Genomic DNA, 20,153 nt, shown 5'->3' with positions numbered 1-20,153 from the left:
TGCTTGCGGGCCGGGACTGCGGGGCGTAGAACGGCACCATGACTGAACCAACTTCAGCACGCGAGCACGTGCAGGGCTGGATGGACAAGTACCAGGCCGCCTGGACCAGCAACGAGCCCGAGGACATCCGGGCCCTGTTCACGGAAGATGCGCGGTATGAAACGCGGCCGGGCGATCCGGACCCGTGGCTGGGCCAGGACGGCATTGTGGAGGGCTGGCTCGCCGCCCGGGACCAACCGGGCGACTGGACGTTCAGCTGGGAGCTGGCGGGGGCCGACGCCGACACCGCTTTCGTGCAGGGCGTCACCGTTTATTCGGGCGACCGCCCCAGCTACGACAACCTCTGGGTCATCCGGTTCGACGGGGCAGGCCGCGCCGCTTCCTTCACCGAATGGTACATGGAGCGGGCCTAGGCGCTGGCGGCATCCGCGCGGGGCAGCCGCCGGTTAGCATGGAAAGATGACCGCCGGGGATACTGCACCGATCTACTGGGACAGCCGGGACCTCACCCCCTTCGGGCAGCCGCAGCTGCGCACGCCGGTCCATGAACTTGCCGGGGGAGTGGGCGACATTCTCAGCGGCGTGCTGGGTGGACGCCACCCGGCCCTGCTGTCTGTGGACGGGGAGATCCCCCGGCTCAAGCGGATGCTGCCCAAGCCCGCCAAAATAGTCCACGAGGCCATCTTCACCAGCCGGGAGCCCGAACGGCTGATCACCCTGGCGCGTGCCTATCCCGGCTGGGCCGGGATCTGCTACCTGATGTCAGGCCTGCTCGTCTACAAGCACGGCGGCTATCTCCGGGCTTCGGAACTGCTGCAGCGCGGGCTGACCACCAGGAACGACGACGACGCCAACCGCTACTCGTCCACGTACCTGACGCGGATTGTGACCCGGATCGAACTCGCCGAACGCGTGGAGGTGCCGGTCCTCTTCAGCGAGGAGTCGGTGTTCCTGGCACTCGCCCATGCACTGCGCGAGACGGGCCGCGCCGAAGCCGCACTGGACGCACTGGGCGGACTGCCGCCGTCGCTCCCCATGGCATTGGCGCGCTGCTCGCTGGCGCTGAGCCTGGGCCGCAGCCGTACGGTGATCGACTGGACCGAAGGCCTCCTGAACGCGGACGACCTCTCGGCAGCGTTGCTGCTGGTCCGGGCCCGCGCCCTGCGCAGGGAAGGCCGGCTGGAGGCTGCCCACCAGGCGATCGCCGAGGTGCTGCGCCGGCGCAAGACCCATATGGTGCTGCGCAATGACGCCCTCACGGACCGCGCACTGCTCGTGCTGGATTCCAGCAGGCGCTCGCTCAACCCGCGCGACTGGGGGCGTCGCCGCGAGGACCCGGTGCCGCAGAAGGAGATCGCCGCACCCGTGCCCATCCGCAAGGACGAAGAGATGCGCCGGATCTGGGAACAGGACTGGAAACGGCTCAGCGACGAATAGCCCGGCCTAGCCGGCGGCCGGGCCGGCGAGCACCGGCAGCAGCTGTTCACCCAGCAGCACCACGCCCAGGGCCACCATGATCACCCCGCTGGCGAGCGTCACCGTGCGGGCGGCGCCCGGCCGGCTTTGCAGCAGGGTGCGGGACAGCAACGCGACGGCGGTGTACACGAGTCCCGCGAGCAGCACGAAGGTCATGCCCAGCAGGCCGGACTGCACCGGTACGGGCAGCGGCGCCTCTGCGCTCACGAACTGGGGGACGAGCGCCACATAGAAAAGCAGGCCCTTGGGGTTGATGCCGCTGGTGCCCATACCCTGCAGGAAGGTGCGGAGCCGCGTCTGGCCGTCACGGCCCGGCCCGGCCGTGAAACTCGCCCCGCGCCAGGAGCGCAGCGTGTTGATGCCCAGCCACATCAGGTAGCCGGCGCCGGCCAGGGTTATCCAGCCCAACACCCCGGGCGCTCCCGTCAGGACGGCAGCCAATCCCGCCACCAGCAGGACCGTGTGGAGCACGTACCCGCCGCACAGCCCTGCCACCGCGGGGACGAAGCTGCGCTGCCGGAGGCCCGCCGCGATGGAGTACGCCCAGTCCACCCCGGGCGTGCAGGCCAAGGCGGCCGCCACCAGCACAAAGGCCAAAAACAGCTCCGGGTTCATTCTTTCTCCTGCCACGAGGTCCGACAGAAGAAACCCTAGATACTTCGGCTCCGGAAGTGCTGTCCTTTTTCGCCCGCTAAAGCACCAAGAATGTAAGATTCTTGCGTGATAGACCATATCGACAGAAATATCTTGCGTTACCTCAAGGAGGACGGCAGGATGACGGCCACCGCGCTCGCCGCCAAGGTGGGCTTGACTGTGGCGCCGTGCCACCGGCGGCTCCGGGACCTGGAAAAATCGGGCGTCATCCGGGGCTACAAGGCGGACATCGATCCTGCCGCCGTGGGGCTGGGGTTTGAAGCGATTGTTTTTGTCACGCTGCGCCAGGTGGACCAGGCCACCATGGCGATTTTCGAGAGCCGCGTGGCGGAGGACCCCAACATCGTGGAGGCCCAGCGCCTCTTCGGCTCGCCTGATTACCTGCTCAAGGTCATCGCCGAGGACCTGCCCGCGTACCAGCGTTTCTACGACGCCGAGCTTACGTCCCTGCCCGGCGTTGAGCGCCTGACGTCCACGCTGGTGATGAAGAACCTGAAGTCCAACGCTGGACCCCCGGTGTAGCGCGCCGGACTGCTGCTAGTCCCTGAGCAGCCCGGTGGTGCGGTAGGGGATGACCTCGCGCAGGAACATGCTGGTGGAGGTGCGCACAATGCCGGGGCAGAGCCTGATTTCCTCCGACACGCGGTAGAGGTCGTCCGGACTGGTGGCCACCACCCGGATGAGGAGGTCGGTGTCGCCGGCCGGCGCGTGGCATTCCAGGACTTCCGGAATTTCACGGAGGGCGGCAATGGCCTCGTTGAGGTGGCTCTGGTCCAGTTCGGCACTGACGGCCGCCGCCACCCCGCGCCCGAGCGCTCCGGGAACCACCCTGCTGCTGTTGGGCCTTAATGCCCCGGATGAGGACATCCGCTCGAGCCGGGACTGCACCGTGCCCCGGGCCAGCCCCAGCCGCTGGGCCAGCACCATGATGGGAACGCGGGGATCCTCGTCCAGGGCCCTCAGGATCCGCTTGTCGGTGGAGTCCAGTTGCTGCAATCTGATCATTTCCTGTCGGTTCGGGGGGCGGCGGGTGGTCAAACTGATCAATAACGCGCCTGCCGGTTGCACCAACTGTAGGTCTGCTGGTCAAATGTTGGCAACGGTCAGGCTACCGCCGGCCCCGTAGGCTACCGCTTCCCGGCACACCACCCGGACGGCGGAACATCGTTTCCCGCAAGGAGACTGCCCTGATTGACTCTTGTTCACACCATGGTCACTCTGCATACACGGCAAGAGCCCCTGAGCTACCGGCGTCGGATTCCCGAAAGTCATCGGTAGCTGAGGGGCTCTTGTGCTGTCCCCGACATCGCGCCGCCCGCATAGTGTTGATCCATGACCCCAGCCGGCCGCTTTGCCCCCAGTCCCTCCGGCGAGCTGCATGTAGGCAACCTCCGGACGGCCGTCCTTGCGTGGCTGTTTGCCCGCTCCACCGGCCGGAGGTTCCTCCTCCGAGTGGAGGACCTGGACCGTGCGAGGGCAGGTGCGGAGGCGGTGCAGCTGCGCGACCTGACAGCCGTCGGCGTGACCTGGGACGGCGGCATCGTCCACCAGACGGGCCGCGGAACCCTTTATGCCGCGGCGATCTCCAGGCTGCAGGATGCAGGCCTCACCTACGAGTGCTTCTGCACCCGCAGGGAAATCCAGGAGGCCCCGTCCGCTCCGCACGCGCCCCAGGGGGCGTACCCGGGGACGTGCCGGAACCTCGGCCCGGCAGAGCGGGAATTCAAGCGCTCCACCCGCCCCGCTGCCATCCGCCTGCGTGCCGACGTCGCGGAGTACCGCGTACATGATGTGCTGCATGGGGAGTTCACCGGAATAGTGGATGATTTCGTGCTGCGCCGCAACGATGGAGTGACCGCCTATAACCTCGCCGTGGTGGTCGACGATGCCGAGCAGGGCATCGACCAGGTGGTCCGCGGCGACGACCTCCTGCCCTCCACTCCCCGCCAGGCGTATCTGGCGTCGCTGCTGAATATTCCTTCTCCGGAATATGCCCACGTGCCGCTGGTGGTGAATAAGCACGGCGCCAGGCTGGCAAAGCGCGACGGTGCGGTTACGCTTGCAGACCTTGCGGCGTTGGGTGTGGATGCGGCCGCCGTGCGGGACCGGCTGCTGGAGTCCCTTGGCCTGCCTTCGGGTCCGCTGTCCACGGCGTTGGCCGCATTTGATCCGGCTGCCCTGCCCAAAGCGCCTTGGGTTTGGTCCGGCCCGTAGGCTGGAGTCATGCCAGAAACCACGGAACAACCGCCCGCCAGCAGCTTCACACCCGAGACGGCCAAGGTGCTGGCCGAGGTGGCGCACAACCGCCAGAAGGACAAACTGAAGCGGCCCTACAAGGACCACGTACTGGCGGTGGGGGACGCTCTAGCTGATTTTGACGACGACATCCGCATCGCAGGCTATCTCCACGACATTGCCGAGGACACCCCAATGACCAGGCAGGCCCTGCTGGACATGGGCGTCTCCGACCGGGCCGTGCAGATCATTGAACGGGTCACCAGCCGCCTGCACAGCAACCCGGACGACTACCAGGCCGTCATCCGCGAGATCGCCGAGGACCATGACGCTGCCTTGGTCAAGATTGCGGATAACGCGCACAACTCGCTGCCTGAGCGCGTCCAGGCGCTGGCCGAGAAGTGGCCGGACAAGCCGCCGGTCACCAAATACCGTGACGCCCGCCCGGTACTCTATGCCGCCGTCGAGGTTGACGAGGTGCGGAAGATCCTGGCCCGGGTGAATCCGTGGCTGCTGGCGGAATTCGACGACCAGTTGGATGAGGATGACACCACGGACTACGAGAACCTGTCCTATGAGGAGCCGGATGCCGCCGGCGGGGCTGCTCGGCAGGCGGACGCAGAGGAAAGGGAGGCTCCCGGCGCTACGCCCTCCGGGGAGCGGTAGTTCCTGCCTCCAGCTTCTGAAGGGCAAGGTGTAGCCGTTCGGAGCCGTGGCGTTCGTCGATCACGATAGAGGCGCCGAGCGCCAGCACAATCACGAAGAGGCTGACGGGGACTGAGGCGCCCGCCGCGGCCAGGCCAACGGCAGCAGCCATTGCTGCCAGTACGCCGCCGGCCACAGTGATCACGGTGCGGTCTGCTCCCACCATGACGCTGTACAGCCATGTTATGGAGCCCTTGAACAGTGCCACCGGAATGGCAATGCTGGCCACGGCCGCGGCGGCGCTGATCCGGGCCTCGTGGTCAATATAGTAGGCGGCCACGTGGAGGCCGGCGCCGGTGGCTGCGATGGCGGCGAAAACGGGGATGTGGCCGTAGCCGAAGAGGAACGACCGGTGCCGGCGCAGGTGCAGGGCGCGTCCGGCCGGCAGCATGAAGTAGATCCACCACATGGCAAACGCCAGGGCCGTGCCGCCGAAGCCCACCAGCGCCGCATCAACACTCCAGCCGTGGTTGGCCACGATGGCCCGAAGCGTTTCAATGGCGCCGATCAGGCATTCGCCCAAGGCAATGATCGCCAGCAGCCCGTACCGTTCGGCAATGTGGTGTGCGTGCCAAGGGGTCCTGGTTTTCCGTTCGGCGGCGAAGGGGGTGGCCATCTCCAGGGCAACCAGCGGGACGATCATGAGGAACGAGGTCAAAACGTCCGCCTCGATGAAAAGCACGGCGATCCACCCGAGCTGCACCAGGGCCAGGTATCTGGCGTACCGCAGGCAGGTCTCACGGCGGGCCGGATCCTGCCGCGCGGCCCGGAGCCACTGCGACACCAGTGCCAGCCGCATGATCACGTAGCCGCCCACAATCACCGCGTTGTCCACGTGCTTGCCCTCCACCAGCGAGTGGAACATGGGCTCAATGCCCATGGCGAGGATCAGGACACCCACGATCTGGACCATGGTGACCACCCGGAAGATCCAGTCATCGGTGTCGTAGGCGCTGGCAAACCAGGTGAAGTTGATCCATGCCCAGACCACGGCGAACATCGCGAAGGAGAACCCCAACAGGCCGGGGACGACGTGGGCTGCCGCGATTTCATGGGCAAACTGGCTGCCTGCCACACCGAACGCGATCACAAACGTCAGGTCGAAGAAGAGCTCAAGCGGGGTGGCGGCGCGGTGCTTCTCATGCGGGTCGCGGCCGCCCATCCGCGCCATGGCATGACGGAGGGGGTTGGAGGACATAAATAAAAGCTACACGCGCCCCAAAGCGTCGATGTCCTCCAGGAAGTCCTGGTGCACCTCGGCGCTGACGGTGGTCCGGGTGTCGGCGATGGCGTCGAGGTAATCCTGCGTGGAGGGCCCCTTCCGGACCGCCTCGCGGACAGAGGCCGTGCCGCCGGAAGCCAGCCCGCCGTCGTCGTACACTGCTTTTTCCAGCGCACGCTGGGACGCGCTGCGGGCCGCATACTCGATATCCGCGGGGGAGAAGCCTTCGGTTTTGTCCACCAGCAACTCCACGTCCACGGCGTCCACCACGGGGGCAGGGATGAAGCGCTGCCACATGGCTTCGCGGGCCTGCCGGTCCGGCAGCCCGATAGGAATTACGTAGTCGAACCGGCCGTGCCGCAGGAAGGCGGAATCCAGGGCGCGGATAAAGTTGGTGGCGCACACCAGCAGCCGGCCGGGCTGTTCGCGGAAGGCCGGGATGATCTTGAGGAGCTCGTTGGTGACGCCCTGCAGGGGTGACGGCGGCTCGCCCGAGCGCTGGGCGGCGATCTCTTCCACCTCGTCGATGAACACCACGGCGTGCTCCAGCTCGGCGATTTCCAGGAATGTTTCGCGCAGTGCCCCGGCCAGGCCCTGCGGGTCGGCCGCGAGCCGGGAGGGGAACACCTCAACGAAGGGCCATTCCAGGCGGGAGGCGATGGCCTTGGCGAAGGTGGTCTTGCCGGTGCCGGGCGGGCCGAAGAGCACGACGGCGCGCGGCGGCACTACGCCGAATTCATCGGCTAGATCGGCCTCGGCCAGGGGAAGGACCAGGCGGCGTTCCAGCAGTTCCTTCTCCTTGCGCATGCCCGCCACGTTTTCCCACAGGTCCCGCGCCAGCACACGCCCGCCGAGCTGGCCCAGCGCGCCGAGTTCCTGCCGCTGGACGGGAATGGTGCGCTCGAAGTAGCGCAGGTTCTTCTTCAACGCGAAGCCCCGGCTGAGGAATGCCTCCACCCGGGTTTCCGATTCCGGCATGAGGGCCGAGAGCTTGTTCAGGCCGTGGGGCGCCATCCGGTTTTCGACGGCGGCGAGCAGCGAGGTGCCGATGCCCCGGCCGCGGTACTCGGGCAGCGTTGCCAGGAAGACAATCCAGCCCTGGTCGTGGGCGGCGCGTCCGACCGCGGCGCCCACCACCTGCTCGCCCTGCACCGCCACCACGGCATGGTCCTTCTCACAGGAAGCCAGCACCTCGGAGAGGGCATAGACGGGTTCCACATTGTTCGCTTTGAGGGTCTCCCACAGGTGAAGGATCCCGTCCAGGTCCGCCGAGTGGAAGTCCCTGATCCGCCAGTTGGTCATGCCGTGTCTCCCGGGTGGTTCGTCGTTGAACTGCGTCGCTGGCTTGCACAGAGCAGCAAGGTAAAGCGCTCTGCTGAGCATAGGCGATCAGCCCGCGACGAAGGGTTGCGGGGACGTTGCATTACATGGCGGCCAACGGGCCAGTGGTCAGACCTTGATCGGAACAGGATGTACTTCGTCTGCGGGGTGGCCCGCGCGCTCATGGATACGACGCACAGCGTCAGCAGAGGGGGCTTCTGACAGGCAGTAGACATAACCTGATTCGGGATCGGCCCAGGCCGATTTGAAGTCAACGCTCTCGTCGCCTTGGATGGCAAGGTCCGCGTTGTGGGCCTCCTGGAGGGCCTCCTTGGTGATTCCGACCATATTGTGGTGGACGTCCATGAATTCCGGCATGCTGGCTGTGCTCCTTAACTAGGTTCATCGTTGAAACAGCAGGATGTGCCCGAGGCTAGACCTAAGCCCGCGGGCCGTCAACAGGGTGGACGTGTTGACTCAAAGAATGCCTCTGGCACGAGGGCCTCTTGGAGGACAGGGAGGGGGCAGGCCGGTCAGATCCCTCAGATCCCCAGGGTGCCCAGCGTGTTCCGGAGGGTATCCGCGGAATGCTGCAGGGCCGCCACTTCACCGTCGTCCATGGGCATTTCGAGGACGGTGCGGACGCCGCCGCGTCCCACGATGCTCGGCAGGGAGAGCGCCACCCCTGAGATTCCGTGCTGTCCCGCCAGGACCGTGGACACGGGCAGCACCGCGTTCTCGTCCCGAAGGAGCGCTTCCACGATGCGTGCGCCGGAGAGGCCGATGGCGTAGTTGGTTGCGCCCTTTCCGGCAATGACCTTGTAGGCCGCCTGCGTCACTTCGCGTGCCGTTTCGGCAAGGTAATCGGGGGTGAAGACGCGCTCGCCGTCCACCTTCCAGTCGCGGACCGGGATGGGGCCGATGGTGGCGGTGGACCAGGCCGGGAACTCCGTATCTCCGTGCTCGCCAATAATGCTGGCGTGGACGCTGGCCACGGCCACGCCGGCACGGCGTGCCAGCAGCCACCGCAGCCGGGAGGTGTCCAGGACGGTTCCTGACGAAAAGATGCGTCCCGTTGGAAGTCCGGAGATTTGCTGCGCTGCCACCGTGAGCACATCGCAGGGATTGGTGACCAGGACGTAGACGGCGTCCGGGGAGCGCTCGAGCAGCCGCGGCATGAGGTCTTCCAGGATCCGGACGTTGGTTCCGGCCAGGTACAGGCGCGTCTGGCCCGGCGCCTGCTTGGCCCCGGCGGTGATGACGACGACGTCCGCACCCTCCGTCACGGCGATGTCACCGCCGCCGGTCACGGACGCAGCGGCAGCAGCGAACTGGGTGCCGTGGGCGAGGTCCAGGACTTCGGCGTCGGCCTTGGCGGCGTTGACGTCGAACAGGGCGATGCTGCCGGCTGAACCGCGGATGAGGGCGGCGTACGCCAGGGAGGTGCCGACGCTCCCCGCGCCGACGATGGCGAGTTTCGATCCTGACATGGAGTACCTCGTCTTCCCCGGCCCTGTGGCGCGCCGGCGCTGGTGGTCCTGCTGCCCGCAATGGCTTTCATGCTACCGAGCGCGGCAGCCTGCGGGGCAAGAGCGTGGCCGGCACCGTTGAGAGTGTCATGCCCGAGGAGTAGCGTGTGACCCACCTCACCCACACCCATTCAGGAGCAACCATGCCATATCCGGGACGCCGGCTCGCTGCCGTAACCGCAGCGCTGGCGATGAGCGTGACCACCGGCGCCATCATGAGCCCCGCCGCTTCCGCTGACGAGCGGCAAACCCAAAAACAACCCGTGGCCACCGGCTACGGCGGTGCGGTCAGCACCGTGGACCCTGAAGCCTCGGCGGCGGCCATCGAAGTCCTCCGCGAGGGCGGCAACGCCGTCGACGCCGCCGTCGCGGCAGCAGCCACCCTGGGAGTCACGGAGCCGTACAGTGCCGGTATCGGCGGCGGCGGCTACTTTGTGTACTACGACGCTGACAGCGGCAAAGTCAGCACCATCGACGGCCGCGAGACGGCCCCGGCCGCCATGCCCCGGGATGCATTCATTGACCCTGCCACGGGTGCGGCATACCCGTTCCGCAAGCAGGCCACGAGCGGCATGTCAGTGGGCGTGCCCGGCACGCCTGCCACATGGGAACGCGCACTCGAGCGCTGGGGGAGCGTCAGCCTGGAGGAGGCCCTTGAACCGGCCATCGAGGTTGCCACCAGGGGCTTTGTTGTAGACGCCACATTCCAGCAGCAGACGCTGGACAACAAGGACCGGTTCCAGCCCTTCACATCCACCAGTGAGCTCTTCCTGCCAGGTGGCGACGCACCGGCCGTGGGGACAATCTTCAAGAACCCCGGCCTCGCCGATACCTACCAGCTCCTGGCCAAGAAGGGCATGAAGGCCTTCTATAAAGGTCCCCTTGCGAAGGAGATCGCGGAGACAGTCCAGAACCCGCCGATGGTTCCCGGTTCCGCCCTGCCCGGCCCGGCGGGGGTCATGACCACCAAGGACCTCAAGGACTACGAGGCGCTGGACCAGGAGCCCACCCATGTGAACTACCGCGGCTACGACGTCTATGGGATGGCCCCGTCCAGCAGTGGTGGAACCACGGTGGGTGAGGCGTTGAACATCCTGGAGGTGTTCGATCTTCCGTCCCTGAAGGCTGACGTGCCCAAGGTGCTGCACCACTACCTCGAAGCCAGCGCGCTTGCCTTCGCGGACCGCGCCAAGTACGTCGGCGATCCCGCCTTTGTGGACGTTCCCACGAATGCGCTCCTGGATCCGGTGTTCGGCAAGGAACGGGCCTGCGAGATCAATCCGCTGGCGGCGGCCGTCAAGCCGCTGCAGACCGCCGGAGACGTCACGTCGTACGACGGCGTGTGCCCGGTGAAGCCGGCAGCGCTCGCCGATGAGAAGGACACCGAGAACATCTCCACCACCAACCTGACCGTTTCAGACAAGTGGGGCAACGTGGTGGAGTACACCCTCACCATCGAGCAGACCGGCGGTTCCGGCATCGTGGTTCCCGGCCGGGGATTCATCCTCAACAACGAGCTCACGGACTTCTCGGTGGTGTACAGCGAAACGGATCCCAACCGGATCCAGCCGGGCAAGCGGCCCCGCTCGTCCATGTCGCCCACCATCGTCCTGAAAGAGGGCGAACCTTTCGTGGCACTCGGCTCGCCGGGCGGTTCCACCATCATCACCACCGTCCTGCAGACGCTCATCAACCGTATTGACCTGGGGATGACCATCTCGGAGGCCCTGGCTGCTCCCCGCGGCACCCAGCGGAACACGGAAAATGTTGTGGCTGAACAGGCATTCATCGATGCGTACGGGCCCGTCCTGACGTCGACGTACAAGCACAAGCTTGTGGCAGCGGGCGCCCCCGGAACCTCGGCGGCAGAAATTGGCGCAGCCACGGCCATTGAGTTCCTGGATGACGGACTGGTGGTCGCCGCGGCCGAGCCGGCAAGGCGCGGCGGCGGATCGGCGATGGTGGTGGATCCCGCCAAGTAACTGGTCACGCCTGCCGCCTCAAGCGTCGAGCGTTAAACCGCGACGGCGGCACACAGGTTCTGCAGCTCCAGAACCTGCGTGCCGCCGTCGGACGTTAAGGACGGTGGGTTACTTCTTGAAGGCGGCCGCCGGCGGGTTGGCGACCACGGGGGAGAGGCCGGTAAAGCCTTCGCGGGTTTCGGCGATTTCGCGGATGCGGGTGCGGCAGGCGTACCAGCCGACGACCATGAGGGCGGAGGCGATGGCGGTGACGAGCATGGTGAGGGGGGAGTCGATGAAGACCATCACGAGCACGCCCACGAGGAAGAGGAGGGAGAGGTAGCCGGTGTAGGGGGCGCCGATCATGCGGAAGGTGGGGCGTTCGAGCCAGCCTTTGTCGGCCCAGCGTTTGAGCTGGATTTGGCACAGGACGATGGTTGCCCAGGTCATGATGATGCCCACGGAGGCGACGTTGAGGACGATTTCGAAGGCCTGGGCGGGGACGAGGTAGTTCAGGGGGACGCCCAGGAGGGAGACGGCGGCGGTGATGGCGATGCCGCCGTAGGGGACGCCTGCTTTGTTCATGCGGGAGGCGAAGCGCGGGGCGGAGCCGTTGACGGACATGGAGCGCAGGATGCGTCCGGTGGAGTAGAGGCCGGCGTTGAGGGAGGACAGGGCGGCGGTGAGGACGACGAGGTTCATGATGACGTCCACGCCCTGGATGCCGATGGAGCCGAAGAACGTGACGAAGGGGCTGACGCCCTTTTCGTAGGAGGTGTAGGGCAGCAGCAGGGCCAGGAGGATGACGGAGCCGACGTAGAACACGGCGATGCGGAAGACCACGGAGTTGATGGCTTTGGGCATGATCTTTTCGGGGTTTTCGGTTTCGCCGGCGGCGGTGCCGACGAGTTCGATGGAGGCGTAGGCGAAGAGGACGCCCTGCATGAGGATGATCATGGGGAGCAGGCCGTTGGGGAAGATGCCGCCGTTGTCCGAGAGGAGGCTCAGGCCGACTTGCTGGCCGTCCACGGGGGTGCCGAAGATGACGAAGTAGGTGCCGGCGATGAGGAAGATGACCAGGGCGGCGACTTTGATCAGGGCGAACCAGAATTCCATTTCGCCGAAGACCTTCACGGAGACGAGGTTCAGGGCGAGGACCACGATCAGGGCGGTCAGTGCCCAGGCCCATTGCGGGACGGCTGCCATCCAGGGGATGTAGTTGCCGAAGAAGTTCATGTAGAGGGCGGCGGCGGTGATGTCCACGATGGTGGTGGTGGCCCAGTTGATCCAGTAGAACCAGCCGGAGACGAACGCGGCTTTTTCGCCGAAGAATTCGCGGGCGTAGGAGACGAACGAGCCGGAGGAGGGGCGGTGGAGGACCAGTTCGCCCAGGGCGCGCAGGATCAGGAACGCGAAGAACCCGCAGACGGCGTAGGCGATGACCAGGGACGGGCCCGCGGCGTTGAGCCGGCCGCCGGCGCCGAGGAACAGGCCGGTGCCGATCGCACCGCCGATCGCGATCATCTGGATCTGCCGGGGCTTGAGGTTCTTGCGGTAGCCCTTGTCCTCGGCATGCAGGGCGGTCTCGGAGGCATGGGCGTGCCCGCCGTCAATGATGTGGTCTGGGATGGGGGGATTCGTCATGGGGTGTCCTTAATGGCTACTTGCTGAGGTTGGCGAGGCGTTCGGGGCTGAGGAGCTCCTGGAGCTGCGCGTCCGTGAGGAGTCCGTGTTCCAGGACCAGTTCGGCTACGCCCTTGCCTGTTGCGAGGGCTTCCTTGGCGATGGCGGTGGCGGTGGCGTAGCCCAGGTGGGGATTGAGGGCCGTGACCAGGCCGATGGACTGTTCCACCGTGCGGCGGAGGTGTTCGGTGTTGGCGGTGATGCCCCGGATGCAGCGGGCCGTAAGGGTGCGGCACGCGGCTTCCAGGTGGGAGATGCTCTTGTGGAGGCTGTGGACGATGATGGGTTCGAAGGCGTTGAGCTGGAGCTGCCCGGCTTCGGCGGCCATGGTGATGGTGACGTCATTTCCGATGACTTCGTAGGCCACCTGGCTGACCACTTCCGGGATCACCGGGTTGATCTTGCCGGGCATGATGGAGGAGCCGGACTGGACGGCCGGGAGGTTGATTTCGCCGAATCCGGCGCGGGGGCCGGAGGAGAGCAGGCGGAGGTCGTTGCAGATCTTGGACAGCTTCACGGCCACGCGCTTGAGTACACCGGACAGGTGGACGAAGGCGCCCACGTCCTGGGTGGCTTCGATCAGGTCCGGCGCGGTCACCAGCGGCAGGCCGGTGACTTCCGCCAGGTGGCGGCATGCTGCTTCCGCATAGCCGGCGGGGGCATTCAGGCCGGTGCCGATGGCGGTGGCGCCAAGGTTGATCTCGTGAATCAGCAGTTCGGCCTCGGCGAGGCGCAGCCGGTCTTCGCCGATGGTGATGGCGTAGCTGCCGAATTCCTGGCCCAGGGTCATGGGGACCGCGTCCTGCAGCTGGGTGCGGCCCATCTTGACCACGGTGCGGAATTCCAGGGCCTTCGAGGCGCAGGCCTCTTCCAGTTCCGCCAGCGCGTCCAGCAGTTCCCGCGCAGCGAAGATGGTGCCCAGCTTGACCGCCGTGGGGTACACGTCGTTGGTGGACTGGCTGAGGTTGACGTGGTCATTGGGGTGGAGGCGGGCGTAGTCGCCCTTGGGGTGGCCCAGGATTTCGAGGGCGCGGTTGGCGATGACCTCGTTGGCGTTCATGTTCGACGACGTCCCGGCACCTCCCTGGATGACGTCCACCACGAACTGGTCGGCCAGCTGGCCGCCCAGGACGTCCTGGCAGGCCTGCTCGATGGCGTCCGCGCGTTCGGCGTCCAGCAGGCCAAGCTCCCGGTTGGTGCGGGCGGCGGCCAGCTTGACCGCTGCCAGTCCGCGGACCAAGTGCATGTTGGACGAGAGCTTTTGGCCGGTGATGGGGAAGTTTTCCACGGCCCGGAGCGTGTGGACGCCCCAATAGGCGTGGGCGGGGATGTCGCGGTCGCCGAGCAGGTCGTGTTCTGAGCGGCTCGGTGCGGGGGCAGTTGTCTCGACGGTGGTCATGTGTCCTTACGGGGCTTCGTTGACGGGTGTGGACAGGAAAGGTTCGGAGAGGAAGCCGGCGGCCTGCAGCAGGCCCACCTGGCGGCCTCCGCCGAGGACCGGGGCGGTTGCGAGGGCAGCCAGCGGAGCGGTGTCCACGCCCAGTGCCTCCAGCAGCTTGACGGTGGCCGGCATCCGGGCGCGGTCGCCGCCGTCGGAAATCTTCACGCCCACGGACCGGCCATCCGCCAGGCCCACCAGCTGGACGCCTTCAAAGCCGTCCTTCGCCACCGCGCCCGGAAGGAGGCGCATCAGTTCGGTGACGTCGCGGCTTTCGCCGGCCACCATCTCCGGGTGCTGCTGCATGGCGAGGCCGACGGCGGCTTCGGCGTCGTGTGCACCAACGCCGGCGCAGTCCTCCGCGGCGGCGCGGGCAATCAGCCCGAAGGCGCGGGCCATGCCGGACAAGGTCAGGGCAAACAGCGGTGTTCCGCAGCCGTCGGTGCTGAGGCCGAGCGGCTCTTCCCCGGCCAGTTCGGTAACGGTCTCCGCAACCAGCCGCTGCAGCGGGTGCGACGGATCCAGGTAACCCTCGACGGGCCAGCCGTTGATGACGCACGTGGCTGCCATGGCAGCGTGCTTGCCGGAGCAGTTCTGGGTGAGCTGCGTGGACCGGCCCCCGGTGCGCAGCCATTCTTCGCGCTCGCTTGCGCCGTAGGGGAGATCCCTGCTGTTGCCGAAGTCGCTGACGCTGAGCCCGTGCTGTTCGAGGATCCGCAGCGCTCCCTGGCGGTGCATTGCACCGCCCGAGTGGCTCGCGGCGGCCAGGGCCAGGAGGTCTGCCGGGAGTTCGAGTCCGGCGCGGACCATGGCGACGGCCTGGAGCGGCTTGAGGGAGGACCGGGGGTAGAACGGCGCCGAGGGTGCGCCTGCCGCCGCTGCCATAGTGCCGTCCGCTTCGAGGGCGATGGCCGATCCGTAGTGGATGCTTTCCACCAGTCCGTCACGGGTGGCGGTGACCAGGGGAGCGTGCTGCGGAAGCAGCGCAGCAGCGTCGCGGGCAGCAGAAAGCACAGGGGAGGGCATGGATTCCTTGGGTGGGGTACTTGGTTGTGGCTAGTTGTTGAGGATGGAGTCGAGGGCCTGGCCCACGGCGTGGAGGTGGTAGGCCATTGCCTTGCGCGCCGCTTCCGGGGAGCCGGCCTCTATGGCGGCGAGGATCTCCTGGTGTTCCACGTCGGAGGCGTGCTGCCTGTCTGCCACCATGTTCAAGGTTTCGGACTGATGCGCCAGGGCTCCGCGGATGTCCGCCACCACGCTTGCGAACACCTTGTTTCCGCTGGCGCCGGCGATGGCCGCATGGAAGGTGGAGTCCAGGGCAACCCAGGATTCCGGATCTGTCTCGGTGGCCATGGCGGCCACCAGGTGGCGGAGGGTTTCCAGCTCCTCCTCGGTGCGCCGTTCGGCGGCCAGCCCGGCGGCAGGGACTTCGATGTGCGGCCTGGCTTCGGTCAGGTCGCGGGCGGAGTACTGGCCGAGCATGAGGTCGTTGGCCACCTTGTCCGCGACGACGAACGTCCCCTTCCCGGTCTTGGTGACCGTCAGGCCCAGCGCGGTGCAGGAGCGCAGGGCTTCGCGGATGACCGAGCGGCTTACCCCGTACTGCTGCGAGAGGCTGGCCTCGGAACTGAGCTTGCTGCCCACCGGAACCAGGCCGGACTCGATGTCCTGCCGGATCGCGTTGAACACCGCTTCGGCAGCGCTGAGCCGCGCAAGGGGTGCAGGCTGTCCTGCTGTCCGGCTGTCTGACAGGTTCACGCTTTAAATATGGCAGGGGTCACAGCGCGTGTCAATGTAGGGCCGCCGTCGCTATTCTTTTCCTCTGCCCGGCCCGTTAGCCTCCTGCTATGGACGAATACTCGGAGGAACTCGTCAACCTTGCGTTCATGGCCTTGGATCACGCCATTGATTCGGTGGTCTCGTCCGGCACGGACCTGGTCCCGTTTGTCATCCGGGAGCATGGGGGACAGCGCAGCCTGCAGCGTTATCTTGTGGATGGCCAGCTTGAGGCAGGCGTTGCGGCCGCCCGGGAGTCGGTTTTGCAGGAACCGCTGCCAGATCGCGTCGCCCTTGCCTGGGACGGTTTCATGACAACGTCGGAGGGGCGGCAGGAGGCCGTCTTCGTTGAGTCCTACGAGCAGGGCACGCCCGCCGGGTTCATCATGGCGCAGCGGTACCAGCGGGCCGGATTCCTCAGGAAGAAGCGGGAATCGGTAGGCAATCCCGCCCTGGTGGAGAAGAACACCGCACCGCTCTTCTAGCGCTCGTCTATCTCAGGGGTGGGATCGGCACGCTCGTACCGGAAATGCTGTGTACGGGTGCCCTCTGGCCGGAGTAGGCTTCTGGTGACGACTAACCGGCACGTTCGTACCTGAGGAGGCTTCCCACGCGTTCCTTTTCCGAGCAGCTCGCCGCCGAGGTGCGCGCCCGGCGCACGTTCCTCCGCCTGACGCAGCAGGACCTCGCCGACATGGCAGGCGTCTCCGAGCGTTTCGTGCGCTTCGTGGAGCAGGGCAAGCCAAGCGTCCAGCTGGATTCCCTCGTTGTGCTCCTCGAAACCCTTGGGCTGGAGCTGCAGATCGCCACGCGCACCAGCCAAGCCGCACGTGCGGTCGCCGGTCCGGAGAGCAGCGCCGAGCAGTGAGGCACCGCATCGCGGACATCTACAAGGCCGGCCTGCTCGCTGCCCGGCTCGAAAGGCACGACGGCGGCACGCGGTTCAGCTACCTGCCCGCCTACCTCCAAGCCGGGGGACCCGCCGTCGCGACTTCCCTGCCGCTCACCAGCGAACCGGTGCTGTCCGCGGCAGGGGCCGCCCCGCCCTACTTCACCGGCCTGCTGCCCGAGGGCCGGCGCCTTAATGCGCTGCGGCGGTCCATCAAGACCAGCGCTGATGACGATCTCTCCCTGCTTATCGCGGCCGGCGCCAATCCTGTGGGTGATGTGCAAATCGTGGGCCACGGGGAGCCGCTGGATCCGGATGACCACGCGGTCCGGGTTGATCCAAAACAAGCCGTGGATTTCGACCAGCTGCTGGGCGACCCCGATCTGATCGACCCGGTGGCCCTGGCCGGCGTGCAGGACAAGCTGTCCGCCGGAATGATCTCGGTGCCGGTGGCCGGCGCCGGTCGCCAGTTCATCCTCAAACTCAACGCCCCCGAGTTCCCGCATGTGGTGGAGAACGAGCTGGTGATGTTTCGTTACGCGGCCAAGCTGAGGATTCCGCTGAGCCGCGTCCGGCTGATGCATGATGTTGCGGGCCGCCCGGGGCTGCTGGTGGAGCGCTTCGACCGCGTTCCCGTGCCCGGCGGCGGATCGGATGGGGTGCGGCGGCTGGCTGTCGAGGACGGCGCGCAGGTGCTGAAGCTCTATCCGGCGGACAAGTACAACGTCAGCTATTCGCAGGTCTGCCGTGCGCTCGCGGACCACTGCACGGCGCCTCTTCCGGCCCTCAGGAACCTTGCCATCCAGGGCGCCTACGCGTGGCTGACGGGAAACGGTGACCTGCATGCCAAGAACGTCTCCATGGTCCAGCTGCCTTCCGGCGAGTGGACCATCGCGCCCGTCTATGACATCCCCTCCACAGTGATCTACGGCGATAAGACTCTGGCGCTGGCCATGAATGGCAAACGGACCGGGATTTCCCGCCGCCACTTCCTGGGCTGGGCGACGGAGCTCGGACTTACCGGGCGGGCGGCCGCCCAGGTGCTGGAGATTGCCTTAAAGGCGTCAGGACCGCTTTTGGCTGACCTGGAATCCGGGACGGCTTTCCGCGGCCTGGACGGGGCCGGACAGAAGAATAACGACGACGGCGGCTCGCCGTTCCCGGACCTCGTCACCAGGGCGTGGGTCAAGGAGTTGAAGCACCGGAGAAGACTGCTGGAAGGCTGATCCGCGCTGCGGGCTGACCAGATGTGGCGCGGGGCCTGAGATCTCAGGAGCCGGACGCATGGTGGGGCCGGACAATGACGAAGACGGCCAGGGCCGCGGCTTGGATGACGGTCAGGGTAACGGCGAGGGCGAATATTGACCGTTCGTACAGAAGTCCGATGAGGACGCTCCCGGCCAGCCATGCGATGCCGTAGCAGGCGGTGAAGATACCGTAGGCACTGCCACGCCGTCCTGTAGGTGCCAGTTCGGAGACGGCTGCACGCATGGTGCTTTCCTGAACGCCCATGGCGGCTCCCCACATCAGCACACCCGCGACCGCCAGTGCGGTGTGGTTGCTGAAACCGAACCACGGGATGGCCGCTGCGAGAAGTGGGAGGGCGATGAGGACCTTCAAGCCGATTTTGTCGTAGAGCCAGCCGGATGCCAGAGCTGCCACGGCATCGACCGCCATGGCTACCGCATAGAGGACAGGCACCACGGCAGGCGGCAGGAGCCCGGTGGCTACGAGGTGGAATGACAGGAGCCCGAACGTTGCATAGCCGAACATAGTCAGGCTGCTGAATGCTGCGTACATCCAGAATTGCCGGGGAATCCTGGACGACGCCTGGGGAGTCGCCACTGCCGGACCCGGGGTGGCTGATCCCGAGTGGCTGACGGAGCCGTCGGGGGGCTGGTGTTGTTCATAGAGGGACGGGTCAGGGACGCGTTTACTGAGCCAGACGAGGAGCAGCATTGCTGCCACTCCGGGAAGAGCAAGCAGGAGGAACCCCGGGCCGTAGCTGCCGGAGAGCGAGAAGGCCACACCGATCAGGAGCGGGCCGAGGAAGGCTCCCGCCTGGTCGAGGGCTTCGTGGAAAGCAAAGGTCTTGCCGCGGCCCAGCCGGGTGCCGGCTTCCGCGAGCATGGTGTCCTTTGCCGGGCTCCGCACGGCTTTGCCCAGGCGCTCCATCAGGACGAGCAGGCAGGCAATCCACAAGGCGCTGGTGATCCCCAGAAGGGGCACCGAGAGCGCGGTGAGTCCGTAGCCCGTGAGCGCCAATGCCCACCTTAGCCGGGGCCGGTCCGCCAAGCGTCCGAAGACCGGGCGCAGAACGAGGGCGACTGCCTCACCGGCGCCCGTGATGACACTGATCAGGAGGGCCGAGGCGCCAAGCGCGCCCAGGAAGGGGCCAGTGACGCTCCTGGCACCTTCGTAGACCATGTCCATCAGAGCGCTGACAACGCCGAAGACCAGGATGAAGCGGAAGGCCGTCAGCGGCGGTCCCGCCACCCTCCGGCTGCCGGCGTTGCCGGTGGTGCTCTTCACGCTGGGAGGCCTGGTCGGGTCAGGTCCTGAATCATTCATGGCGAGCGTCGGCGAGGACTCTCTGGACCTGCCAGGCTAGAGGTGCTGGATCCCGGCCCGTTGCATGGCGTCCTTGTAAACATCCACGTTCTTGGCCAGGAGCTCTTCCTGTTTCGTTTCGGAAACGGCGAAGGCCCGTCCTCCCAAGGCGGTGGCCTTGTATATCTTGATGCCGCTGTTTTTCAGGGACTGGTGGTAGGTCTTCTCGAAGAGGGTGAGGAAGGTCGATGCATCGGTACCGTGGGCGATGATTGCCGAGACCCGGGAGTTGATCTTCAGGAACTGCCGGAACGGGCGCAGACCGTCCGTTTTCTCCTGCACATTCAGGGCGGAGGGCATGTCCGGGTCGCGGACCCAGGGATAGGCGTTCCACGGCATCACATAGCGGGGATCGAGTTCCGCCAGTTCATAGATCTGGGTGGCGCGGCGGGCGGCCTCGTCGTCGTTGTAATGCGAGACGAAGCCGGACTCGGTGCCCTTCCCGGGGCTGACCTGCAGGCTGACAATCCGGCACTCATCCTCGTCATGCACAGGGTCGATATAGGGGACGACAGACCCTGGCTTCTTTGCCATCAGTTCATCGCACAGCTGCGTGACCTTGGCAATGTTCGGTTCCTGTAGCAGGGCCTTTTTCTCGTCCCAATCAATCGTCACGATTTCTCCCTCAGCAGCAAGGCGTCCAGAATCAGGCGTC

21 protein-coding genes are annotated in these 20,153 nt (G+C 66.3%); 9 read left to right on the top strand and 12 right to left on the bottom strand.

The features are described 5' to 3' along the window. Positions 1-38: 38 nt before the first annotated feature. Both SMD14_RS19460 and SMD14_RS19455 read left to right on the top strand, forming a co-directional pair. Positions 39-413, top strand: a complete 375-nt coding sequence (locus SMD14_RS19460) for a nuclear transport factor 2 family protein (RefSeq protein WP_157240351.1) — start codon at positions 39-41, stop codon at positions 411-413. A gap of 46 nt (positions 414-459) precedes the next feature. Then, complete coding sequence (locus SMD14_RS19455) at positions 460-1,437, top strand: hypothetical protein (RefSeq protein WP_157240353.1); 978 nt, start codon at positions 460-462, stop codon at positions 1,435-1,437. Positions 1,438-1,443: 6 nt separating this feature from the next. Here SMD14_RS19455 and SMD14_RS19450 read toward each other — a convergent pair whose 3' ends face one another. Then, positions 1,444-2,091: a LysE family translocator gene (locus SMD14_RS19450; protein ID WP_321214738.1), complete on the bottom strand. Its 648-nt coding sequence runs from the start codon at positions 2,089-2,091 to the stop codon at positions 1,444-1,446. A 105-nt stretch (positions 2,092-2,196) separates the two neighbouring features. Here SMD14_RS19450 and SMD14_RS19445 point away from each other — a divergent pair, with 105 nt between their 5' ends. Next, entirely contained in the window at positions 2,197-2,652 is a 456-nt protein-coding gene (locus SMD14_RS19445; RefSeq protein ID WP_321214737.1) for an Lrp/AsnC family transcriptional regulator, read from the top strand. A gap of 15 nt (positions 2,653-2,667) precedes the next feature. On the opposite strand, the gene SMD14_RS19440 is transcribed toward SMD14_RS19445, so the two are convergent. Further along, positions 2,668-3,135, bottom strand: a complete 468-nt coding sequence (locus SMD14_RS19440) for an Lrp/AsnC family transcriptional regulator (RefSeq protein WP_157240358.1) — start codon at positions 3,133-3,135, stop codon at positions 2,668-2,670. Positions 3,136-3,462: 327 nt separating this feature from the next. Here SMD14_RS19440 and gluQRS point away from each other — a divergent pair, with 327 nt between their 5' ends. After that, a complete protein-coding gene (gene gluQRS, locus SMD14_RS19435; protein WP_321214736.1) occupies positions 3,463-4,344 on the top strand; it encodes a tRNA glutamyl-Q(34) synthetase GluQRS in 882 nt (293 codons plus the stop codon). 9 nt (positions 4,345-4,353) lie between these two features. Further along, positions 4,354-5,031, top strand: a complete 678-nt coding sequence (locus SMD14_RS19430) for an HD domain-containing protein (protein WP_321214735.1) — start codon at positions 4,354-4,356, stop codon at positions 5,029-5,031. On the opposite strand, the gene SMD14_RS19425 is transcribed toward SMD14_RS19430, so the two are convergent. From SMD14_RS19425 to SMD14_RS19410, 4 genes are all read right to left on the bottom strand, one after another. Next, positions 5,009-6,268 carry a low temperature requirement protein A gene (locus tag SMD14_RS19425; protein ID WP_321214734.1) on the bottom strand — a complete coding sequence of 420 codons (1,260 nt, stop codon included), beginning with the start codon at positions 6,266-6,268 and terminating at the stop codon, positions 5,009-5,011. The genes SMD14_RS19430 and SMD14_RS19425 overlap by 23 nt on opposite strands. Positions 6,269-6,277: 9 nt before the next feature. Next, the gene (locus tag SMD14_RS19420) at positions 6,278-7,594 is read right to left on the bottom strand and encodes an ATP-binding protein (RefSeq protein WP_157240365.1); all 1,317 of its coding nucleotides are present in this window, start codon (positions 7,592-7,594) and stop codon (positions 6,278-6,280) included. A 147-nt stretch (positions 7,595-7,741) separates the two neighbouring features. Beyond that, the gene (locus SMD14_RS19415) at positions 7,742-7,990 is read right to left on the bottom strand and encodes an SCO4226 family nickel-binding protein (RefSeq protein ID WP_157240367.1); all 249 of its coding nucleotides are present in this window, start codon (positions 7,988-7,990) and stop codon (positions 7,742-7,744) included. A 164-nt stretch (positions 7,991-8,154) separates the two neighbouring features. Then, the gene (locus tag SMD14_RS19410; protein ID WP_321214733.1) at positions 8,155-9,102 is read right to left on the bottom strand and encodes an L-lactate dehydrogenase; all 948 of its coding nucleotides are present in this window, start codon (positions 9,100-9,102) and stop codon (positions 8,155-8,157) included. Between the two features lie 182 nt (positions 9,103-9,284). Between SMD14_RS19410 and ggt the strand changes: the two genes are divergently transcribed. Then, entirely contained in the window at positions 9,285-11,123 is a 1,839-nt protein-coding gene (gene ggt, locus SMD14_RS19405) for a gamma-glutamyltransferase (protein ID WP_321214732.1), read from the top strand. A gap of 108 nt (positions 11,124-11,231) precedes the next feature. Here the strand turns inward: ggt and SMD14_RS19400 are convergent, their stop codons facing one another. Genes SMD14_RS19400 through SMD14_RS19385 form a run of 4 tightly spaced genes read right to left on the bottom strand, consistent with a single transcriptional unit; the run spans position 11,232 to position 15,981 of the window. Further along, positions 11,232-12,746, bottom strand: a complete 1,515-nt coding sequence (locus tag SMD14_RS19400) for an amino acid permease (RefSeq protein ID WP_321214731.1) — start codon at positions 12,744-12,746, stop codon at positions 11,232-11,234. 16 nt (positions 12,747-12,762) lie between these two features. Continuing rightward, the gene (locus SMD14_RS19395; protein ID WP_321214730.1) at positions 12,763-14,184 is read right to left on the bottom strand and encodes an aspartate ammonia-lyase; all 1,422 of its coding nucleotides are present in this window, start codon (positions 14,182-14,184) and stop codon (positions 12,763-12,765) included. 6 nt (positions 14,185-14,190) lie between these two features. Beyond that, on the bottom strand, positions 14,191-15,249 hold the full coding sequence (locus SMD14_RS19390; RefSeq protein ID WP_321214729.1) for an asparaginase: 1,059 nt from the start codon (positions 15,247-15,249) through the stop codon (positions 14,191-14,193). Between the two features lie 30 nt (positions 15,250-15,279). Next, positions 15,280-15,981 carry a FadR/GntR family transcriptional regulator gene (locus tag SMD14_RS19385; RefSeq protein ID WP_321214728.1) on the bottom strand — a complete coding sequence of 234 codons (702 nt, stop codon included), beginning with the start codon at positions 15,979-15,981 and terminating at the stop codon, positions 15,280-15,282. 89 nt (positions 15,982-16,070) lie between these two features. Between SMD14_RS19385 and SMD14_RS19380 the strand changes: the two genes are divergently transcribed. From SMD14_RS19380 to SMD14_RS19370, 3 genes are all read left to right on the top strand, one after another. Beyond that, on the top strand, positions 16,071-16,484 hold the full coding sequence (locus SMD14_RS19380; RefSeq protein WP_157240379.1) for a hypothetical protein: 414 nt from the start codon (positions 16,071-16,073) through the stop codon (positions 16,482-16,484). A 158-nt stretch (positions 16,485-16,642) separates the two neighbouring features. Beyond that, entirely contained in the window at positions 16,643-16,867 is a 225-nt protein-coding gene (locus tag SMD14_RS19375; protein ID WP_321214727.1) for a helix-turn-helix domain-containing protein, read from the top strand. Continuing rightward, positions 16,864-18,114 carry a HipA domain-containing protein gene (locus SMD14_RS19370; RefSeq protein ID WP_321214726.1) on the top strand — a complete coding sequence of 417 codons (1,251 nt, stop codon included), beginning with the start codon at positions 16,864-16,866 and terminating at the stop codon, positions 18,112-18,114. Before SMD14_RS19375 ends, SMD14_RS19370 begins: the two co-directional genes overlap by 4 nt. A gap of 43 nt (positions 18,115-18,157) precedes the next feature. Here SMD14_RS19370 and SMD14_RS19365 read toward each other — a convergent pair whose 3' ends face one another. Beyond that, positions 18,158-19,420 (bottom strand): MFS transporter, encoded by a 1,263-nt coding sequence (locus SMD14_RS19365; RefSeq protein ID WP_321214725.1) that lies wholly within the window; start codon positions 19,418-19,420, stop codon positions 18,158-18,160. Between the two features lie 75 nt (positions 19,421-19,495). Beyond that, a complete protein-coding gene (locus SMD14_RS19360; RefSeq protein ID WP_321214724.1) occupies positions 19,496-20,113 on the bottom strand; it encodes a uracil-DNA glycosylase in 618 nt (205 codons plus the stop codon). Positions 20,114-20,153: the final 40 nt, after the last annotated feature.

The organism is Pseudarthrobacter oxydans, from assembly GCF_034258515.1.
In the GTDB taxonomy this organism is placed as follows: Bacteria; Actinomycetota; Actinomycetes; order Actinomycetales; family Micrococcaceae; genus Arthrobacter.
The sequence above is the reverse complement of the archived record's forward strand: the minus strand, read 5'-3'. Positions and strand labels throughout refer to the sequence as shown.

Coding starts and splice junctions, on each gene's coding strand:
- SMD14_RS19460 (WP_157240351.1), top strand. CDS start 39: ATGACTGAACCAACTTCAGCACGCGAGCACGTGCAGGGCTGGATGGAC.
- SMD14_RS19455 (WP_157240353.1), top strand. CDS start 460: ATGACCGCCGGGGATACTGCACCGATCTACTGGGACAGCCGGGACCTC.
- SMD14_RS19450 (WP_321214738.1), bottom strand. CDS start 2,091: ATGAACCCGGAGCTGTTTTTGGCCTTTGTGCTGGTGGCGGCCGCCTTG.
- SMD14_RS19440 (WP_157240358.1), bottom strand. CDS start 3,135: ATGATCAGATTGCAGCAACTGGACTCCACCGACAAGCGGATCCTGAGG.
- gluQRS (WP_321214736.1), top strand. CDS start 3,463: ATGACCCCAGCCGGCCGCTTTGCCCCCAGTCCCTCCGGCGAGCTGCAT.
- SMD14_RS19430 (WP_321214735.1), top strand. CDS start 4,354: ATGCCAGAAACCACGGAACAACCGCCCGCCAGCAGCTTCACACCCGAG.
- SMD14_RS19425 (WP_321214734.1), bottom strand. CDS start 6,268: ATGTCCTCCAACCCCCTCCGTCATGCCATGGCGCGGATGGGCGGCCGC.
- SMD14_RS19420 (WP_157240365.1), bottom strand. CDS start 7,594: ATGACCAACTGGCGGATCAGGGACTTCCACTCGGCGGACCTGGACGGG.
- SMD14_RS19415 (WP_157240367.1), bottom strand. CDS start 7,990: ATGCCGGAATTCATGGACGTCCACCACAATATGGTCGGAATCACCAAG.
- SMD14_RS19410 (WP_321214733.1), bottom strand. CDS start 9,102: ATGTCAGGATCGAAACTCGCCATCGTCGGCGCGGGGAGCGTCGGCACC.
- ggt (WP_321214732.1), top strand. CDS start 9,285: ATGCCATATCCGGGACGCCGGCTCGCTGCCGTAACCGCAGCGCTGGCG.
- SMD14_RS19400 (WP_321214731.1), bottom strand. CDS start 12,746: ATGACGAATCCCCCCATCCCAGACCACATCATTGACGGCGGGCACGCC.
- SMD14_RS19395 (WP_321214730.1), bottom strand. CDS start 14,184: ATGACCACCGTCGAGACAACTGCCCCCGCACCGAGCCGCTCAGAACAC.
- SMD14_RS19390 (WP_321214729.1), bottom strand. CDS start 15,249: ATGCCCTCCCCTGTGCTTTCTGCTGCCCGCGACGCTGCTGCGCTGCTT.
- SMD14_RS19380 (WP_157240379.1), top strand. CDS start 16,071: ATGGACGAATACTCGGAGGAACTCGTCAACCTTGCGTTCATGGCCTTG.